The sequence below is a fragment of the Streptomyces jeddahensis genome (assembly GCF_001642995.1).
Lineage (GTDB): Bacteria > Actinomycetota > Actinomycetes > Streptomycetales > Streptomycetaceae > Streptomyces > Streptomyces jeddahensis.
This window is the reverse complement of record NZ_LOHS01000022.1, coordinates 1-16,551: the sequence shown is the minus strand read 5'-3', so window position 1 is coordinate 16,551 and position 16,551 is coordinate 1. Positions and strand designations below refer to the sequence as shown.

The following is a 16,551-nucleotide window of genomic DNA, read 5'->3' as shown; positions in this document are numbered from 1 at the left end:
GTCTGACGTTCCATGCCCTGCCTGCGGCTGGAAGGGAGGTGTGATGCAGGCCGTCCAAAGCGTTGACGGCCTGTGTCAGCGGGGTTACATTCGCCCTCGTTGGCAAACATCACACATTAACGAGAGGTGTACGTTGTCTATCAAATTCCTAAGGCGCCGCAAAGCACCTCTCGCTTCTTTCGTCGCCGGCGTCGTCGCGCTCGCACTGACCGCATGCGGCGGTGGCGGATCGTCGCCGGCCGGCAGCGGCAAGGGGGGGACGCTGACCGTCGCAGTCTCGGGCGATGCGCTGAACCTTGATACGACGAACTGCCAGCCGATCCTCTACTGCGATGTCGCCTACGACTCCCTGACTCACATCTCCGCGAAGACGGGCGAGGTGGGTCCGGACCTCGCGACGTCCTGGAAGTGGGTCGACGACAGCCATCAGAAGCTCGAACTCACGCTGCGCAAGGACGCCAGGTTCAATGACGGGACCCCGCTGACCGGCGAGGCCGCTGCCACGTCGATCAACTCTTACCTGGGTGCTGGAGGGGCGTTCTCCTCGACGAGCTACCCGATGAAGGAGGCGAAGGCCTCGGGCGAGCACACCGTGGTCATCTCCTACTCGACTCCCATCACGGAGCGGTATGCCCTTTATCTACTCTCGGGCCAGAGCGGTCTCGGCGACATCGTCGGGCCGGAGAGTGCGGCCAACCGGAAGAAGCTGAACAGTGCTACGGACGGCATCGGCCCCTACAAGCTCGATGCTTCGCAGACGGTCAAGGGCGTGTCCTACGTCTATGTTCCGAACGACCAGTACTTCAACCAGAGCGCGATCAAATACTCGAAGATCGTCCTCAAGCCGATGTCAGATCCGCAGAGCCGGCTCAACGCGCTGCAGTCGGGCCAGGTCGACTTGGCGACCAACCTGCGGACGCAGGACGTGCAGACGGTAAAGAAGGCCGGCTACACCGTCTCTCGTGGCAATCTGGGCTCGTTCTACTCCCTGGCCCTCCTCAAGCGTGACTCCGGTCCTCTCGCGGATGTCAGGGTCCGCCAGGCGCTCTCGTACGCCACACCCCGGCAGGACATCGTCGACGCGCTCTACGGCTCGGATGCCGTTGCGACGTCGTCGATGATCCCGAAGGGAGCCGAGGGCTACAACGCGAAGAACACCGACATGTACTCCCTGGACCTCGACAAGGCGAAGAAGCTGCTGTCGCAGGCGGGATATGGCGACGGGTTCACGCTCACCGTTCTCGACTCGTCATTCTTCGATGCGGGCAGCTCCCTGGGCCAAGCGCTGAAGGCGGCCTACGCCAAGATCGGGGTCACGCTGAAACTCGTGACGTCGAACGCGCCTCCGGGCAGCGTGGCGAAGGAGGCGGCCACGGGCAAGTACGACGCCGAGATCCTTTCGAACGGCGGGAACGGCCTGTCGGCTGCGGCTTACGGCCATTTCAGGCCCGGTGGCCTCTCCAACCCGCTGAAGACCCCGCTGGACGGGACGCTCGAGGCGGCACTGCGGGAGGCGGCGCTGAGCGCGCCGGAGGATCAGGAGCAGAAGATGGTGGAGGCGACCACCATTCTGGACGAGCTCGTGTACGCGGTTCCGGTCGCGAGCGTTCCTACGGTGCAGGGGGTCAACTCGAAGATCAAGAACGTCGTCGGGGAGTACTGGACGACCGAGGCGGATCCTTTCGGCCCCACGGCATCCGAGGCCTGGGCATCCGGCGAGTGAACGAGCGGGCCCGCGCCGTACGGATCGGCGCGGGCCGGCGTTCGCCGGCCTTCCGGGACCGGACGGCCGCTCGCGTGGCAGGTCGAGAGTTGGAGGGGTGAACGCTATGAGCGGGCCGGTTGCGGTTGTCGCCGGCGCAGCGACGCCGATTGGCCGGGAAGTCGCGCGACTTCTGCACGAGGACGGAGTATCGCTGGTGCTGACGGACATCAATGCCGACCACTTGGCGGTGGTCGCCGCCGAAATGGGGCAGACCGGTTACGGCGTCGCCACCCGGGTGCTCGACGTGAACGAGCCGGAAGCGTGGGTCCGTCTGTTCCAGCACGTCGAGGCATCGATGGGACCTGTCCAGATCCTCGTCAATGCGGCCGACTTCGACCCGGGGCCCGCGGTCGCCGGCATGTCTGTCGGCGACTGGGCGCGTACCGTCGCAATCAACCTGAGCGGCGTCGTTTACGGGCTGGCCGCCCTGGCGCCCAGGATCCAGGGCCGTCCCCTGCCGGTGTCGATCATGACGACCAACGGGCAGCGGGCCGAAGACGGCGACCATGGCCCCTGTTACGTCGCCCGTCGCGCCGCGCTGGCGATCGCCGACCGGTGGGCCGGCGAACTCGCCGCAGACGGAGTGCGCGTTGTCGCCTCGCACATCCCGGCCTCGGACCCGGGCGCCGTGCCCGCCCTGGTCCGCCGCGCGGTTCACGCCCTCGACCCGAGACGGGCCCCCGCGGGCTCGCATGCGCCGGAGGTGGGCGACTCATGACTCACCTCGCACTGAGATGCACATTGTTCTGCATAAGCCATCCGGATCATCAGGAGAACGAACATGCCGACTCGCGCACCCTCCCGGGCTAGCCACCCCAAACGGTGGCTCATCGCGCCGGGAGCGACGGTCATCGCTCGCATCGGTTCCGTTGCGGCGAGTCGATACTCCTTCGCTCTGACGGTCCGTGAACTCTCGGCCGGGCCGGCCCATGTCTCCCGGAGCCGGTCGTGGCACATTTGATCCTGCGCCGGCTGTTGCTGGCCATCCCCTTGCTCTTCATCGTCTCGGTCCTCACGTTCGTCCTCACGAACCTCGGCCCGGGCGACCCGGCAGCCACGATCCTCGGCAATTCGGCGACTCCGGAGTCGATTGCCGCGCTCAACCACCAGCTCGGGCTCGACCGGTCCATCGCGGTGCAGTACTGGAACTGGCTTCACGCAGCGCTGAGCGGTGACCTCGGAACATCGGTAGTGACGTCGCAGAGCGTCGGGCAGGCCATCTCGCAGCGCCTGGGCGCCACTCTCTCACTCGTCATGCTCAGCACGCTCGTCGCCGTGGTCATAGGCGTCGGACTCGGCCTGGTCAGTGCCCTGCGCGGCGGGATCCTCGGCCGGGTCACGGACATCCTCTCGATCGGCGGCTACGTGATCCCCAACTTCTGGCTCGGGCTGCTTCTCGTCTATTTCTTCTCGGTCAGCCTCGGCTGGCTTCCCGCGACGGGCTACGTCAGCCCGGCCGACTCGATCGGAGAGTGGATCCGGTCGATGGTGCTCCCCGTGCTTGCGCTGTCGGTCATGGGGATCACGGGCGTCGCCAAACAGACCCGTGATGCCCTCCGGGAGGTCATGAGCCGGGAATTCATCACGGCGCTGCGGGCGGACGGTTTTCCCGAATGGCAGATCATTTTGCGGCATGGTCTGCGCAACGCCGCCATCCCGATTGTCACCGTCACGGGAGTCCTGTTCATCGGGATGTTCGGAGGAACGGTACTGATCGAATCTGTCTTCGTTGTGCCGGGAATCGGCGGATTGGCAGTCACTTCGGCCCAGACGGGGGACTTCCAGTCGCTCCAAGGCGTGGCAGTCGTATTCGGCCTCGTGGTCGTGGGCGCCAACCTTGCCGTCGACCTTCTCTATGGATGGTTCAACCCGAAGGTGCGTGTGCAGTGAACCAGAAAAGTCGTCCCGAGGAGGTCACCGCTCCGCCTCGCCCGTGGCGTGCGATGGCTCGGCAGTTCCTCGGCAACCGGCTGGCCACCGGGGCGCTCATCGTCCTCGCGGCCATCGTGATCGCCTGTGCCGCAGCGCCAGTGCTCACCAGCTCGGGGCCGACTGACACCAGTCTCGGCGAAAGCCTTCAGGGGCCAAGTGCCCGTCATCTGCTCGGCACCGACCAACTGGGTCGTGACCTGCTGACGCGCGTGCTCTTCGGTGGAAGAAGCACCCTGCTCCACGCCCTCATCGTCAGCCTTGTCGCTGTGGGGGTGGCGGTCCCCCTCGGGATCGTGGCGGGGTACGTCGGCGGCTGGGCCGACCGCGTGATCGCGACCGTGACCGACATCGTCATGTCACTCCCGGCGATGATCGTGATGCTGGTCGTGATGACTGCCTTCTCCGAGCATCTCCCGGTCGCGATGGCCGCGCTCGGGCTCATACTCGCACCGCCCATCGTGCGGAATGTCCGTGGTGCCGCCCTCGCGGTCAGGAATGAACTGTTCATCGACGCCGCGAAGGTGGCGGGCCTTTCCAAGGGCCGGATCGTCTTCCGGCATGTCTTTCCCCGTGTCCTCGGACCCATCCTGGTGCAGGCAGCGCTGGCGACTGCTCTGGGCCTGCAGTTCGCCGTGGGCCTGTCGTTCCTGGGCTTCGGCGCGCAGCCCCCGAGCCCCGACTGGGGATCGATGATCTCCGAAGGTTCGCAGGTCCTGAACTCCAGCCCCTGGCCGCTGCTCGCCGGGGGGATCGCGCTCGGCCTCGTGAGCCTGACGCTCGTTCTGGTCGGAGACGGGCTGCGCGATATGGCAGTCGAATCCTGGACCGGGTCACCGAGTCGGCGGAGGCGGCGTCCCGCTCGGCCGCCGGTGATGGTCAGTCAGGCGCCCAGGTCCCAGGACGGTCCGGAAACGGAGAAACCCGCGCCCGACGAAGCGCTGCTCGTCGTGCGCGGCCTCTCGGTGGCCTTCACGACGGGCGGAACGGAGCGAAAGGTTGTCAGCGACCTCAACCTGACGATCGCCCCGGGCGAGATCGTCGGGATCGTCGGTGAATCAGGCTGCGGCAAGAGTTCGGTCAGCCGCGCGGTCTCCCGGCTCCTCGCGAGCGGCGGCGAGATCGTCGGCGGCTCGATCCGATTCGCGGACAAGGATGTTGCCTCCCTCAAGGGGGAGGACCTGTACGAATACCGCCGCCACTCGGTGAGCTACGTCGCCCAGGATCCGATGACGGCCCTGGACCCCTCGTTGCGCGTCGGCGTCCTTCTCCGCCGGATTGTCCAGGCCGGCGAGGGACTTTCGCGCCGCGCCGCCGATGCACGTGTCTTGGAGCTTCTGGCCCAGGTACAGCTCCCCGATCCGGCGGCGGTCGCCAAACGCTATCCGCATGAACTCTCTGGCGGAATGGCTCAACGAGTCGGCATCGCGCGGGCGATCGCCACCAAGCCGCGGCTGCTGATCGCCGACGAGCCGACCACGGCACTCGACGTCACGGTCCAGGCGGAGATCCTCGGCCTGCTCAGGTCGCTCCAGCAGCAGCTCGGCATGGCAGTCCTCCTCGTCAGCCATGACTGGGGCGTCGTTGCGCAGATCTGCGACCGCGTCGTAGTGATGTACGGCGGCGAGGTGGTCGAACGCGGGCGTCTGGAGAAGGTTGCGCGCGAGCCCGCGCATCCGTACACCGCGGCTCTGCTTGCGTGCCGGCCCTCCAGCGTCGTCGACGACGACCTTCCCCTGCCGACGATCCTCGGCTCCGTCCTGTCGCCGGGCGAGTGGCCCACAGGCTGCCGGTTCGCCGCACGATGTACCCACCGCACCGAGTCCTGCGACGCGGCGCCCATCCCCGTCTCCGCCGTGGCGTCGGCACACGACGTGCGCTGCATCCACCCACTTCGCGACGGAGACAGCACGGAGGTAACCGCAGATGTCTGACACCCCTGTCCTCGAGGTATCCGGGCTGACAGTCGAGTACCGGCGTGGTCGAAAGCGCGTGCCGGCCGTGTCCGACGTGAGCTTCTCGATCCGCGAAGGCGAGACGGTGGGACTGGTCGGTGAGAGCGGATCCGGCAAGACCACCATCGGCCGCGCGATTCTCGGCCTCGTCCCGGTGAGCGCCGGCAGTATCGTCTTCGACGGGCATGACGTGACCGGCCCGGCCCACCACGCCAGGCGCCGCGAAGAGGGCCAGATCCGTGCCGTGTTCCAAGATCCTTACAGTTCGCTGAATCCTTCGCTCCCCGTGGCCGCAAGCCTGGCGGAGGAGTGCGGCACGGGCGGGCGCAGCCGGGAAGCGACGTTCGCGAGGATGGTCGACCTGTTCGAGAAGGTTGGTCTGCCTTCGACCGTGGTCTCGAGCTATCCCGGACGGCTCTCGGGAGGACAGCGCCAGCGCGTGGCGATCGCCCGAGCGCTCATGAGCGATCCACGGCTGATCATCTGCGACGAGCCGGTGAGCGCGCTCGACGTATCGGTCCAGGCGCAGGTGCTGAACCTGCTGCGCCAGATCCAGCGTGTGCGATCGCTCAGCTACTGCTTCGTCGGCCACGACCTGGACGTCGTGCGTTACATGTCTGACTGGATCGTGGTGCTCTATCGCGGGCATGTCCTGGAGGACGGACCAGCACGGACTGTGGCCCAGTCGCCCCGACACCCTTACACGAGAGCGCTGGTGGCCGCCTCTCCTCACCCCGTGGTGTCGCCGGAGGACATCGCAACCCGCCCGCCTTCGAGCCTGAACGCCGCAATGGTCACCACCGGCTGCCCTTTCGCTCCGCGGTGTCCCGTGGCGATCGACGTGTGCTGGACCGAGCGGCCGCCGGTGTGCACAGCGCCGGACGGCGGCAAGGTCGCATGTCACCGGTATGACCCGGTGAAGGACACCACTCCCACCGCCGAGCCGGCCGCGGGCGGCTCGCCAGTCGAAGTGCCCGCGCCGGTCGCGCCGCGGACGCGTTGACCCTGGCTGCGCCGTAACGCACCGAGAGGGCCCGGCCGGATCTTCTGATCCGGCCCGGCCCTCTCAGTGCGAAGGGCCCGGTGATCAGCCCGTGATGCTCGCCGTCGGTCCGTCGATCCACTCCTTGGCAGCGGGCTCTTGGACGATCCGGTTCTCGACATGGCCGATTCCGTCGATCTCCACGCGGACCAGGTCACCGGGGACGAGGAACCGGTCCTCCATCACTCCGACTCCGCCGGGGGTGCCGGTCGCGATGAGGTCCCCGACCTCGAGGGTGGCGGCGCTCGAGAGCTCCTCGATCAGCTTGTAGCAATCGAAGATCAAGTTGGCGGTGTTGGAGTTCTGCCGGATCTCGCCGTTCACGATGGTGCGGATACCCAGGCTGTGAGGGTCGAGTTCGTCGGGAGTGACCAGCCACGGTCCGACGACGCCGTGTCCGTCGAAAGACTTGCCGAGCACCCACTGGCCACCGCGCATCTGGAAGTCACGGACGCTGTAGTCGTTCACGATGGTGAAGCCGGCGATGACCTCATGCGCGCGCTCCCTGCTGACGTGCCGGCAGCGCTTCCCGATCACGATGCCCAGCTCGCACTCGAAGTCGAGCTTGTCCGAGACCGCCGGGCGCTCGACGTCCACGTACGGCCCTGTGACCGTGTTGGGCATCTTGGCGAAGACAGTGGGGAACTCCGGAAACGGCTTACCGGTCTCGCGGACGTGTTCGGCGTAGTTCATCCCGATCGCCCAGAACTTGGGCGGGTCCGGAATGGGTGACATCAGCGCTGATGTGTCCAGCGCCGAGCGCGCCGCGCCGGAAGCGATTGCGGCACTGACGGCGTCGAGGCCTGCCTGGCCGAGCGCGAGGATTCCCGTCAGGGTGCCGGGGAGGCCAGGGGCTGCCTTCCCGAGGTCGACGACCTCGTCGCCGACGACGGCGACCGCCACCGTACCGGCTTCTGTACGGACTGTCGCAAGCCTCATGGGGCTTCTCCCATCTGTCCTTCCGGTCCCGGAAGTCCATTGTCGTTATTGGAGAGGCACAGACCTCTCGCCGAAGTTTGGCACGCAAAAGACTGATTGACAAATGTCGGACCGAGTTCTAGCGTCCCCAAGTAGACGGACGGTGCAACCGTGCACACGGGATTCGTCACATGGCAGGGGACGCGTGTGCGCCCGTGCGAGCGATGGGAAGTAATCAATGACCACTGTGGATGTGGAAACGATCCGCACCGGTGAGCCCGCGTCGGTGGGCGCCGGTCAGCCCGACTTCGAGGAGCGCACCGACCGCCTCATCGAGAAGGCGAAGGTGCTGATCCCGACTCTGCGAGCCCGTGCGCAGGAGGCCGAGGCGCTCCGGTACCAGCCGCCGCAGACCGTGAAGGACGCCGAGTTCCTCATGGACGCGCTGACTCCGCGGGTCTGGGGCGGCCAGGGACTCGGGTCCCGGGCGCTGTGCGAGGTCGCGCGGGTGCTCGCGCACGGCGACACCTCTGCCGCCTGGACGCTCGCGTTCCTCATGGAACACAGCTGGATGGCGGCGCACCTCAAGTGGGAGGCACAGGAGGAGCTGTTCAAGGGACGCACGTTCATCCTCGCTTCGGCGCCGCTGACGCCGGCCGGCAAGGCGGAGGTGGTGGAGGGAGGGTTCCGCGTCACCGGCACCTTCCGGTACGCCTCGGGACTGTGGAACTCCACCCACACGTTCCTTTCGTCGATGGTGAACATCGACGGGAGCCTGACGCCGATGACGTTCCTCATCGAGCTCGACCAGCCCGGCGTCACGGTGAACGACGACTGGCACATGTCGGGGATGGCCGCCACCGGCTCGGCCAGCGTCACGCTCGCGGACGTCTTCGTCCGGGAGATCTACGCCATCCCGCTCGAGGAAATGCTGTCGATCGACAAGCACCCCGGCACGGTGCATGAGGAGAAGTTCCTGCGCTACCCGCCCTTCGCGAGCCTGGGCATGATGATCACGGCGATCGCCCTGGGCTCGGCCGAAGCGGTCGTCGAGACCGTAAAGGCGAAGTTGGGGACGACGCGTGCGTTCGGCGGCGCGACGCGCCAGGATCTCCCGCAGTCGCGTATGCGGTTCGCGGAGGCGTGGGAGAAGCTCCGCTGCGCCCAGATGCTCTACCACCACATCCTCGAGCACTCGATCGAGAAGTGTGACGCCCTGGAGCCGTGGAGCCAGGAGGAGATCGGCCAGATCGAGCTGGACCAGACCACGATCGTTCACCTGGCCCAGGAACTCATCGGCATCCTGTGCGACGGCATGGGCTCCAGCCCTTACCAGACCAAGGAAGCACTCCAGCGCTACCGCCGCGACATCAACGTGATCGCGAATCACGCGTTCATGGACTGGGACCTCGTCGCCGAGCGGTCGATCCGCTACGTGCTCGGTCTCGGCACTCGCTCCACCGATATGTTCCGCAGTCAGGTCACCACTCAGGGCGGCGTCGCGAACGACCGCACCGATGGTGGCTCCAGCACCGAGGAGAAGACCATGAAGGCCGCAGTTCTCAACGAGGTCGCCGGTGTCCCGGCCGTCGGTGACTTCCCCGCTCCGCAGGCGGGCCCCGGGGAGCAGGTCGTCGACGTGATCGTCGCCGCTCTGAACCCCATCGACCTGCGGCTGGCCGCGGGCGGTCCCTTCGGGCCGCCGATCGTGCCGTCCGTCGTCGGATCGGAGGGCGTCGGCCGGCTCAGCGACGGCACGAAGGTGTACTTCAGCGACGCCAAGGCGCCCTACGGCGCTCTCGCCGAGCAGGTCCTGCTGGGTGACCGCTCGCGCTGCTACGCCATCCCCGACGGTCTCGACGACGGCCTTGCGGCTGCCCTCGGCACGTCGGGCATCACCGCCCTGACCGCGCTGCAGTGGCGCGCACAGCTCCGGGCCGGCGACGAGGTCCTGGTGCTGGGTGCGACGGGCGCCGTCGGACAGATCGGCGCCCAGGCCGCCAAGCTGCTCGGGGCGAGCAGGGTGGTCGGTGCCGGCCGTAGCGAGGAGACCCTCGCCAAGCTCAAGGCCGACGGCAAGATCGACGAGTACGTCGTCCTCGGTACCGAGGACGACGGTGCTGCCCTCAAGGCGGCCGCTTCGGTCGGCTACGACGTCGTTCTCGACACGGTGATGGGGCCCGCGTTTGCCGCGGCGCTGCCGGCCACCAAGATAGGCGCGCGGTACGTGGTGGTCGGGATGTCGGGCGGTGTGCCCGAGACCACGATCGCTTACCCCTTCCTCACGGGCCGTAGCGTCTTCGGCCACCTCAAGCCTCTGGTTCCGCTCGATGAGTGGGAGGCTTCGTACCAGCAGCTCGTCGGTTGGGCGAACGCCGGCCAGCTCAGCATCGAGGTGGAGCAGGTTCCGCTCGACTCCCTCGCCGAGGTGTGGGCGCGCATCGACAAGGGCGCCCACAAGAAGCTCGTGGTCGAGATCTGATCCCTGCGCAGGCAAGGGGCCCGTTGGGAACGGGCCTCTTGCCTGCGTCCGCGGGCGTCAGGAGATGGGTGCGCCCGTCCCGCGGCCGACGGTCTGGGCGGTGTGACAGCCTGGCCGCTCGGGGCCGAAGGCCTCGGCAAGCCTGGGCAGCCCGCGACCTTTCCCGGCGGTAGCCGTCCCGAAACCGAGGCCTGCGAAGATCGTCGAAGGCGGGAACTGGCAACGATCGTGAGCGCTGAGCCTGCGGGCCGGGTGGCTTTGTCCACCGGCCGCGTCGGCGGTCGGCCACGGGTTCGCAAGGCGCCCGTTTCCACGGCCGGGTGATGTTCACGAGTGTTGTCGGCACCGGGGTACTTGCCAGCCCTGGTGAAAGGACCTGGTCAGGCCGCAGATGCCGAAGGGCCGGACTGTACGCGGCGATCCCCGCCGACATCGGTGCTGGACCCGTCCGAGGCGGTGATCGGATGGGGATCCTGCGGGCGGACCCGGACTGGAGGTGCCGCGCAAGCGGCGGCTCACGCTCACGCGGATCTTCCGCCGGCCGGCCGGGGAACACAGCGCCGATGTGTCGTATGCGATGGCCGGGCGCCGGGCCGCCGACCGAGGGCCGCAGATCGCGGTGGAGGTAGGCCGGCTTCGGCGACGTGGCCGTACGTCCTGCCGGCGAGCCGGTGATCTGCCGTCCGTCTCCTTCCGCCTGTCGTCTTCGGGCAAGGCCGTCCACCGGTGTTCGCCTCCGCGGGCCGGGAAGCCCTCTTCGAGGGGGCACGTGCACGCACTGCGGGTGCCGGGCGGCGTCTTGCGGGGCCGGTCCGCTACGACAACCTCACGGCCGCCGTTGCCCAGGTGCGGAGGTCGACCCGGGCGAGGGCGGAGACCGGCCGGCGGATCGCCTTCCGCTCGCACTTGGGCATCGAGCGCTTCCACTGCCGCCCGGGCACCAACGGCGCCCACGAGAAGGGCGGGGCCGAGGGACAGACCGGCCACTTCCGCCGCAACCACGTCACCTCCGGTGCCCGAGGCCGTCCAGACCGTCCACGGCGGGACCACCGAGATCATGAAGGAGACCAACGGCCGTTCCCTGCTCGGCTGAAGCTCTTCCGCCCGACCGACCCTCACCCGAAAGGCTTCCGCGTGAGCACCGAAGCGTACGTGTACGACGCGATCCGCACCCCGCGCGGCCGCGGCAAGGCGAACGGCGCCCTGCACGGCACCAAGCCCATCGACCTGGTCGTCGGGCTCATCCACGAACTGCGTGACCGCTTCCCGGGCCTGGACCTGGCCGCGATCGACGACATCGTGCTCGGCGTCGTCGGCCCGCTCGGCGACCAGGGCTCCGACATCGCCCGCATCGCCGCGATCGCCGCCGGGCTGCCGGACACGGTCGCGGGCGTGCAGGAGAACCGCTTCTGTGCCTCCGGCCTGGAAGCCGTCAACATGGCCGCCGCCAAGGTCCGTTCCGGCTTCGAGGATCTCGTCCTGGCGGGCGGCGTGGAGTCCATGTCGCGGGTGCCGATGGCCTCCGACGGGGGCGCCTGGTTCAACGACCCGATGACCAACCTCGCCACCAACTTCGTGCCGCAGGGCATCGGAGCCGACCTGATCGCCACCATCGAGGGCTTCTCCCGCCGGGACGTGGACGAGTACGCGGCCCTCTCGCAGGAGCGGGCGGCCACGGCCGTCAAGGAGAACCGCTTCCAGCGCTCGGTCGTCCCGGTCAGGGACCGCAGTGGCCTGGTCGTCCTCGACCACGACGAGCACCTGCGCCCGGGTACGACCGCCGACTCCCTCGCCAGGCTGAAGCCGTCCTTCGCGGACATCGGCGAGCTCGGCGGCTTCGACGCCGTGGCGCTGCAGAAGTACCACTGGGTCGAGAAGATCGACCACGTCCACCACGCGGGCAACTCCTCCGGCGTCGTCGACGGCGCCTCGCTGGTCGCGATCGGCACCAAGGAGGTGGGGGAGCGCTACGGACTCATCCCCCGCGCGCGGATCGTGGCCGCCGCGGTCTCCGGCTCCGAGCCCACGATCATGCTCACCGGGCCCGCGCCCGCCGCCCGCAAGGCGCTCGCCAGGGCCGGGATGACCATCGACGACATCGACCTCGTCGAGATCAACGAGGCGTTCGCGGCGGTCGTCCTGCGCTTCGTCAGGGACATGGGCCTGTCCCTGGACAAGGTCAACGTCAACGGCGGCGCGATCGCGCTCGGCCACCCCCTCGGCGCGACCGGCGCGATGATCCTCGGCACGCTCGTCGACGAACTGGAGCGCCAGGACAAGCGCTACGGCCTCGCCACGCTGTGCGTGGGCGGCGGCATGGGCATCGCCACCGTCGTCGAGCGCGTCTGACCACCTCCCGACGGATCACACGGAGCACACTCCTCATGAGCACTGAGCCCACCACCATCCGCTGGGAACAGGACCGCACCGGCGTCGTCACCCTCGTCCTCGACGACCCCAACCAGTCCGCGAACACCATGAACCAGGCGTTCCGCGACTCCCTCGCCGCCGTCACCGACCGCCTGGAGGCCGAGCAGGACTCCATCCGCGGCATCATCCTCACCTCCGCCAAGAAGACCTTCTTCGCCGGCGGCGACCTGCGCGACCTCATCCGGGTCACCCCCGAGACCGCGCAGGAGCTGTTCGACGGCGGCATGGCGATCAAGCGCAACCTGCGCCGCATCGAGACCCTGGGCAAGCCGGTGGTCGCGGCCATCAACGGCGCGGCCCTGGGCGGCGGTTACGAGCTCGCCCTCGCCTGCCACCACCGCGTCGCCCTCGACGCGCCGGGCTCGAAGATCGGCTGCCCCGAGGTCACCCTCGGCCTGCTGCCCGGCGGCGGGGGAGTGGTGCGCACCGTCCGGCTGCTCGGCATCGCCGACGCGCTGCTGAAGGTGCTGCTCCAGGGCACCCAGTACGACCCGCGGCGTGCGTTGGCGAACGGCCTCGTCGACGAAGTCGTCGCCACCCCCGAGGAGTTGCTGGACCGGGCCCGCGCCTTCATCGACGCCCACCCCGAGTCGCAGCAGCCCTGGGACAGGCCCGGCTACAAGATCCCCGGCGGCACACCGGCCGACCCCAAGTTCGCCGCCAACCTGCCCGCCTTCCCGGCCAACCTCCGCAAGCAGACAGGCGGCGCCCCCTACCCGGCCCCGCGCAACATCCTGGCCGCCGCGGTCGAGGGCGCCCAGGTGGACTTCGAGACCGCGCAGGTGATCGAGGCCCGCTACTTCGTGGAACTGGCCGCCGGCCAGACCGCCAAGAACATGATCCAGGCGTTCTTCTTCGATCTGCAGGCCGTCAACTCCGGTGCCAACCGCCCGAAGGGCGTCGAGCAGCGCTTGGTGCGCAAGGTCGCCGTGCTGGGCGCCGGGATGATGGGTGCCGGCATCGCCTACTCCTGCGCCCGCACCGGCATCGAGGTGGTCCTCAAGGACGTCTCCCTCGAAGCGGCTCTCAAGGGCAAGGCGTACTCCGAGAAGTTGTGCGCGAAGGCCGTGTCCCGGGGCCGTACCAGCCAGGAGAAGGCGGACGCGCTGCTGGCCCGCATCTCGCCCACGGCGGAGGCGGCCGACCTGGCGGGCTGCGACGCGGTCATCGAGGCCGTGTTCGAAACCCCCGAGCTCAAGCACGAGGTGTTCCAGGAGATCCAGCACGTCGTCGCGCCGGACGCCCTGCTGTGCTCCAACACCTCCACTCTCCCGATCACCCTGCTCGCCGAAGGCGTCGAGCGGCAGGACGACTTCATCGGACTGCACTTCCTCTCGCCGGTCGACAAGATGCCGCTGGTCGAGATCATCAAGGGGCGGCGCACCGGTGAGGCGGCCCTGGCGCGCGCCTTCGACCTCGTCCGGCAGATCAGGAAGACGCCGATCGTCGTGGAGGACTCGCGCGGCTTCTTCACCTCCCGGGTCATCGGCCACTTCATCAACGAGGGTGTGGCGATGGTCGGCGAGGGCATCGAGCCCGCGTCGGTGGAACAGGCGGCGGCCCAGGCCGGCTATCCGGCCAAGGTGCTGTCCCTGATGGACGAGCTGACGCTCACCCTGCCGCGCAAGATCCGGGGCGACTCGAAGCGGGCCGTCGAGGAGGCCGGCGGCACCTGGACGGCCCACCCGGCCGAGGCGGTCATCGACCGCATGGTCGACGAGTTCGGGCGTACGGGCCGCAGCGGGGGAGCCGGTTTCTACGAGTACGGGGAGGACGGCAAGCGCGCGGGCCTGTGGCCGGGCCTGCGCGAGCATTTCACCAAGGCCGGCCACGAGATCCCCTTCGCGGACATGCAGGAACGCATGCTCTTCTCGGAGGCGCTCGACACCGTCCGGCTCCTGGAGGAAGGGGTGCTGACCTCCGTCGCCGACACCAACATCGGCTCGATCTTCGGCATCGGCTTCCCCGGCTGGACCGGCGGCGTCCTGCAGTACATCAACGGCTACGAGGGGGGCCTGCCCGGCTTCGTCGCCCGCGCGTGGGAACTCGCCGAGCGCTACGGCGACCGCTTCACCCCGTCGGCGTTGCTGGTCGAGAAGGCCGAGAACGGGGAGCGCTTCTCGGACGCGTGAGGCCGTCCGCTCTGACCGGTGTCTCTCGGCGCAGGCCCGCCGGTGAACGGCACACCGCCGAACGCGACCGGGACGAGTCCGCCGCCTCGCCGCCTACTCCCCGGCGCCCCCGGCCCGCGATCTCCCGCCGCACGCCGGGGGCGTCGAAGAGGTCATCACATTGGGCCTGTTGCTCCGCCGCCCTCGGCCGCGCCCGCGGCCGAACCCGGCCGGCCGGTGGTGGCTGTCCTCGGAGACGGCTCCAGCCTGTTCGGCCTGCAAGGACCGTGGAGCGCCGCCCGCCGGAACGCCCGCACCTTGCTCGTGGCCATGGTCAACGGGCCTACCGCACTGTCCAGGAGACCTACGAGGCACCGAACTGGAGGCAGCTCGGCTTCACCCGGGCGACCCGCTTCTTCGGCGTCGACGCGCTCCGCGCGGACAGCGCCGGCCACTTGCCGGAACTGGTCGCGGGCGCAGGCGGATGAGCCGTTCGGGACCGGGCGGGTGTTCCCCTCAGGTTCCTCCTCACGCGGCAGCATCCCGCTCGGCGAGTACCTGGAAGAGCAGATCGGCGCCGTGCCCGCCGGGCTCCAGAGGACCGGGCTGTTGACCTGCGACATCGACCGTGATACTAAATATCAGGTATTAAACAATTAGCATATGTCGGATCAAGGGGTCTCGGATGCGCGCGATTGAGATCACCGGGGAGTGGTCGCCCCGGGAGGGCTCCCGCCTCAGCAAGGACGAGCAAGCCGGCCACTGGGCCCGGAATGCCGCTGACGCCTGGCGCAACCCTCGATGGACGGTTGTGGATCGTCCGGCACCCGACCTCATCAGGCCCGACGACGTACTCATACGCAGTCGCGCGGTAGGCATCTGCGGTTCCGACGTCCACCTCTACGAGACCGACGCGTCCGGCTACGTGTTGCTGCCGTACCGGGTCCGGCTACCGCTCGTACCCGGCCACGAGATCGCCGGCGAAGTCGTCGAGGTCGGCCCAGCGGTGCACAACGTGCGCCCCGGCGACCCGGTGGCGGTCCAGACACTGCAATACTGCGGTCGGTGCGACGCCTGCCGGGCGGGACTTGCCGGCCACTGCGGTGAAGCCGAGGACCGTGGATTCAACCTGGACGGCGGTATGGCCGAGTTGATGATCTCGCGGGAGAGCAACGTCCGGTCATTGGCCGCAGTCCGCGAACGGCACAGTGAACGCGACACCTTCGAGATCGGCGCTCTCTGCGAGCCTGCCAGCGTGGCATACGTCGGTATGTTCCTGAGGGCCGGGGGCATCCTCCCGGGCGCCGCGGTGGCCGTTCACGGCTGTGGTCCGATCGGCCTCGCGGCGGTCGCCTTGGCGCGCGCCGCCGGCGCAGCCACCGTGCTCGCCTTCGACACCTCGTCCAGCCGCTGCAAGCTGGCTGAGGAGCTTGGCGCGGACGCTGCCTACGACGTCGTGGCCCTGAGAGCCCAAGGCGTCCAGGCCGCCGATGTCATCCTCGAGAACACTCATGGCGAGGGCGCCGACATGTCGGTCGAGGCGGCCGGCGCGGCCGGCGCGATCCTGCCTCAGATCGAGGGATCGCTCGCCGTCGGCGGGAAGGTCGTCTTCCTGGGCTCCGAGGCCGGGGCGGTCCCCATGCAGACCATGGCTTACATGCTGCGCGGCGCTACGGTGCACGGCTCGATCGGCAACATCGGCGGGCTCGATCCGGTCATCGCACTACAGGCAAGCGGCCGCATCGACCTGCGCCCGATGGTCACCGCCCGCTACGACCTCGAGCACGCAGTGGAAGCGGTCGAGCGGGCGTCGCAACGCCAGGACGCGAAGATCCTGATCTTGCCCAACGGCTGAGGGCCCGGGACGCGGGGATGGAGGTCGTCCTGCCCAACGGCGAGCTGATGCGAACGGGCATGGG

11 protein-coding genes are annotated in these 16,551 nt (G+C 68.6%); 10 read left to right on the top strand and 1 reads right to left on the bottom strand.

Going from position 1 to position 16,551, the window contains the following annotated elements; translation table 11 throughout:
- Nucleotides 1-43: 43 nt before the first annotated feature.
- The 5 genes from STSP_RS01935 to STSP_RS01915 all read left to right on the top strand — a co-directional run bounded on the left by STSP_RS01935 (nucleotide 44) and on the right by STSP_RS01915 (nucleotide 6,652).
- Nucleotides 44-1,723: an ABC transporter substrate-binding protein gene (locus STSP_RS01935; RefSeq protein ID WP_157902763.1), complete on the top strand. Its 1,680-nt coding sequence runs from the start codon at nucleotides 44-46 to the stop codon at nucleotides 1,721-1,723.
- A 106-nt stretch (nucleotides 1,724-1,829) separates the two neighbouring features.
- Nucleotides 1,830-2,483, top strand: coding sequence for an SDR family NAD(P)-dependent oxidoreductase (locus tag STSP_RS01930; protein WP_078066815.1), 654 nt, complete (start codon nucleotides 1,830-1,832; stop codon nucleotides 2,481-2,483).
- Nucleotides 2,484-2,713: 230 nt separating this feature from the next.
- The gene (locus STSP_RS01925; protein ID WP_067271107.1) at nucleotides 2,714-3,655 is read left to right on the top strand and encodes an ABC transporter permease; all 942 of its coding nucleotides are present in this window, start codon (nucleotides 2,714-2,716) and stop codon (nucleotides 3,653-3,655) included.
- Complete coding sequence (locus STSP_RS01920; protein ID WP_067271104.1) at nucleotides 3,625-5,628, top strand: dipeptide/oligopeptide/nickel ABC transporter permease/ATP-binding protein; 2,004 nt, start codon at nucleotides 3,625-3,627, stop codon at nucleotides 5,626-5,628. The genes STSP_RS01925 and STSP_RS01920 overlap by 31 nt, the downstream gene beginning before the upstream one ends.
- Nucleotides 5,621-6,652, top strand: a complete 1,032-nt coding sequence (locus STSP_RS01915; protein ID WP_078066814.1) for an ABC transporter ATP-binding protein — start codon at nucleotides 5,621-5,623, stop codon at nucleotides 6,650-6,652. Before STSP_RS01920 ends, STSP_RS01915 begins: the two co-directional genes overlap by 8 nt.
- 84 nt (nucleotides 6,653-6,736) lie before the next feature.
- Here the strand turns inward: STSP_RS01915 and STSP_RS01910 are convergent, their stop codons facing one another.
- Nucleotides 6,737-7,630 (bottom strand): fumarylacetoacetate hydrolase family protein, encoded by an 894-nt coding sequence (locus STSP_RS01910; RefSeq protein ID WP_067271100.1) that lies wholly within the window; start codon nucleotides 7,628-7,630, stop codon nucleotides 6,737-6,739.
- A gap of 217 nt (nucleotides 7,631-7,847) precedes the next feature.
- Here STSP_RS01910 and STSP_RS36510 point away from each other — a divergent pair, with 217 nt between their 5' ends.
- The 5 genes from STSP_RS36510 to iolM all read left to right on the top strand — a co-directional run bounded on the left by STSP_RS36510 (nucleotide 7,848) and on the right by iolM (nucleotide 16,487).
- A complete protein-coding gene (locus STSP_RS36510) occupies nucleotides 7,848-10,091 on the top strand; it encodes a zinc-binding dehydrogenase (protein ID WP_078066813.1) in 2,244 nt (747 codons plus the stop codon).
- Nucleotides 10,092-11,225: 1,134 nt separating this feature from the next.
- Nucleotides 11,226-12,440 (top strand): acetyl-CoA C-acetyltransferase, encoded by a 1,215-nt coding sequence (locus STSP_RS01900; RefSeq protein ID WP_067271097.1) that lies wholly within the window; start codon nucleotides 11,226-11,228, stop codon nucleotides 12,438-12,440.
- A 35-nt stretch (nucleotides 12,441-12,475) separates the two neighbouring features.
- Nucleotides 12,476-14,653 (top strand): 3-hydroxyacyl-CoA dehydrogenase NAD-binding domain-containing protein, encoded by a 2,178-nt coding sequence (locus STSP_RS01895; protein WP_067271095.1) that lies wholly within the window; start codon nucleotides 12,476-12,478, stop codon nucleotides 14,651-14,653.
- Between the two features lie 18 nt (nucleotides 14,654-14,671).
- Nucleotides 14,672-15,292: a thiamine pyrophosphate-dependent enzyme gene (locus STSP_RS41090; protein WP_078066812.1), complete on the top strand. Its 621-nt coding sequence runs from the start codon at nucleotides 14,672-14,674 to the stop codon at nucleotides 15,290-15,292.
- Nucleotides 15,293-15,317: 25 nt separating this feature from the next.
- Entirely contained in the window at nucleotides 15,318-16,487 is a 1,170-nt protein-coding gene (gene iolM, locus STSP_RS01885) for a scyllo-inosose 3-dehydrogenase (protein WP_067271089.1), read from the top strand.
- The last annotated feature ends 64 nt before the right edge of the window (nucleotides 16,488-16,551 follow it).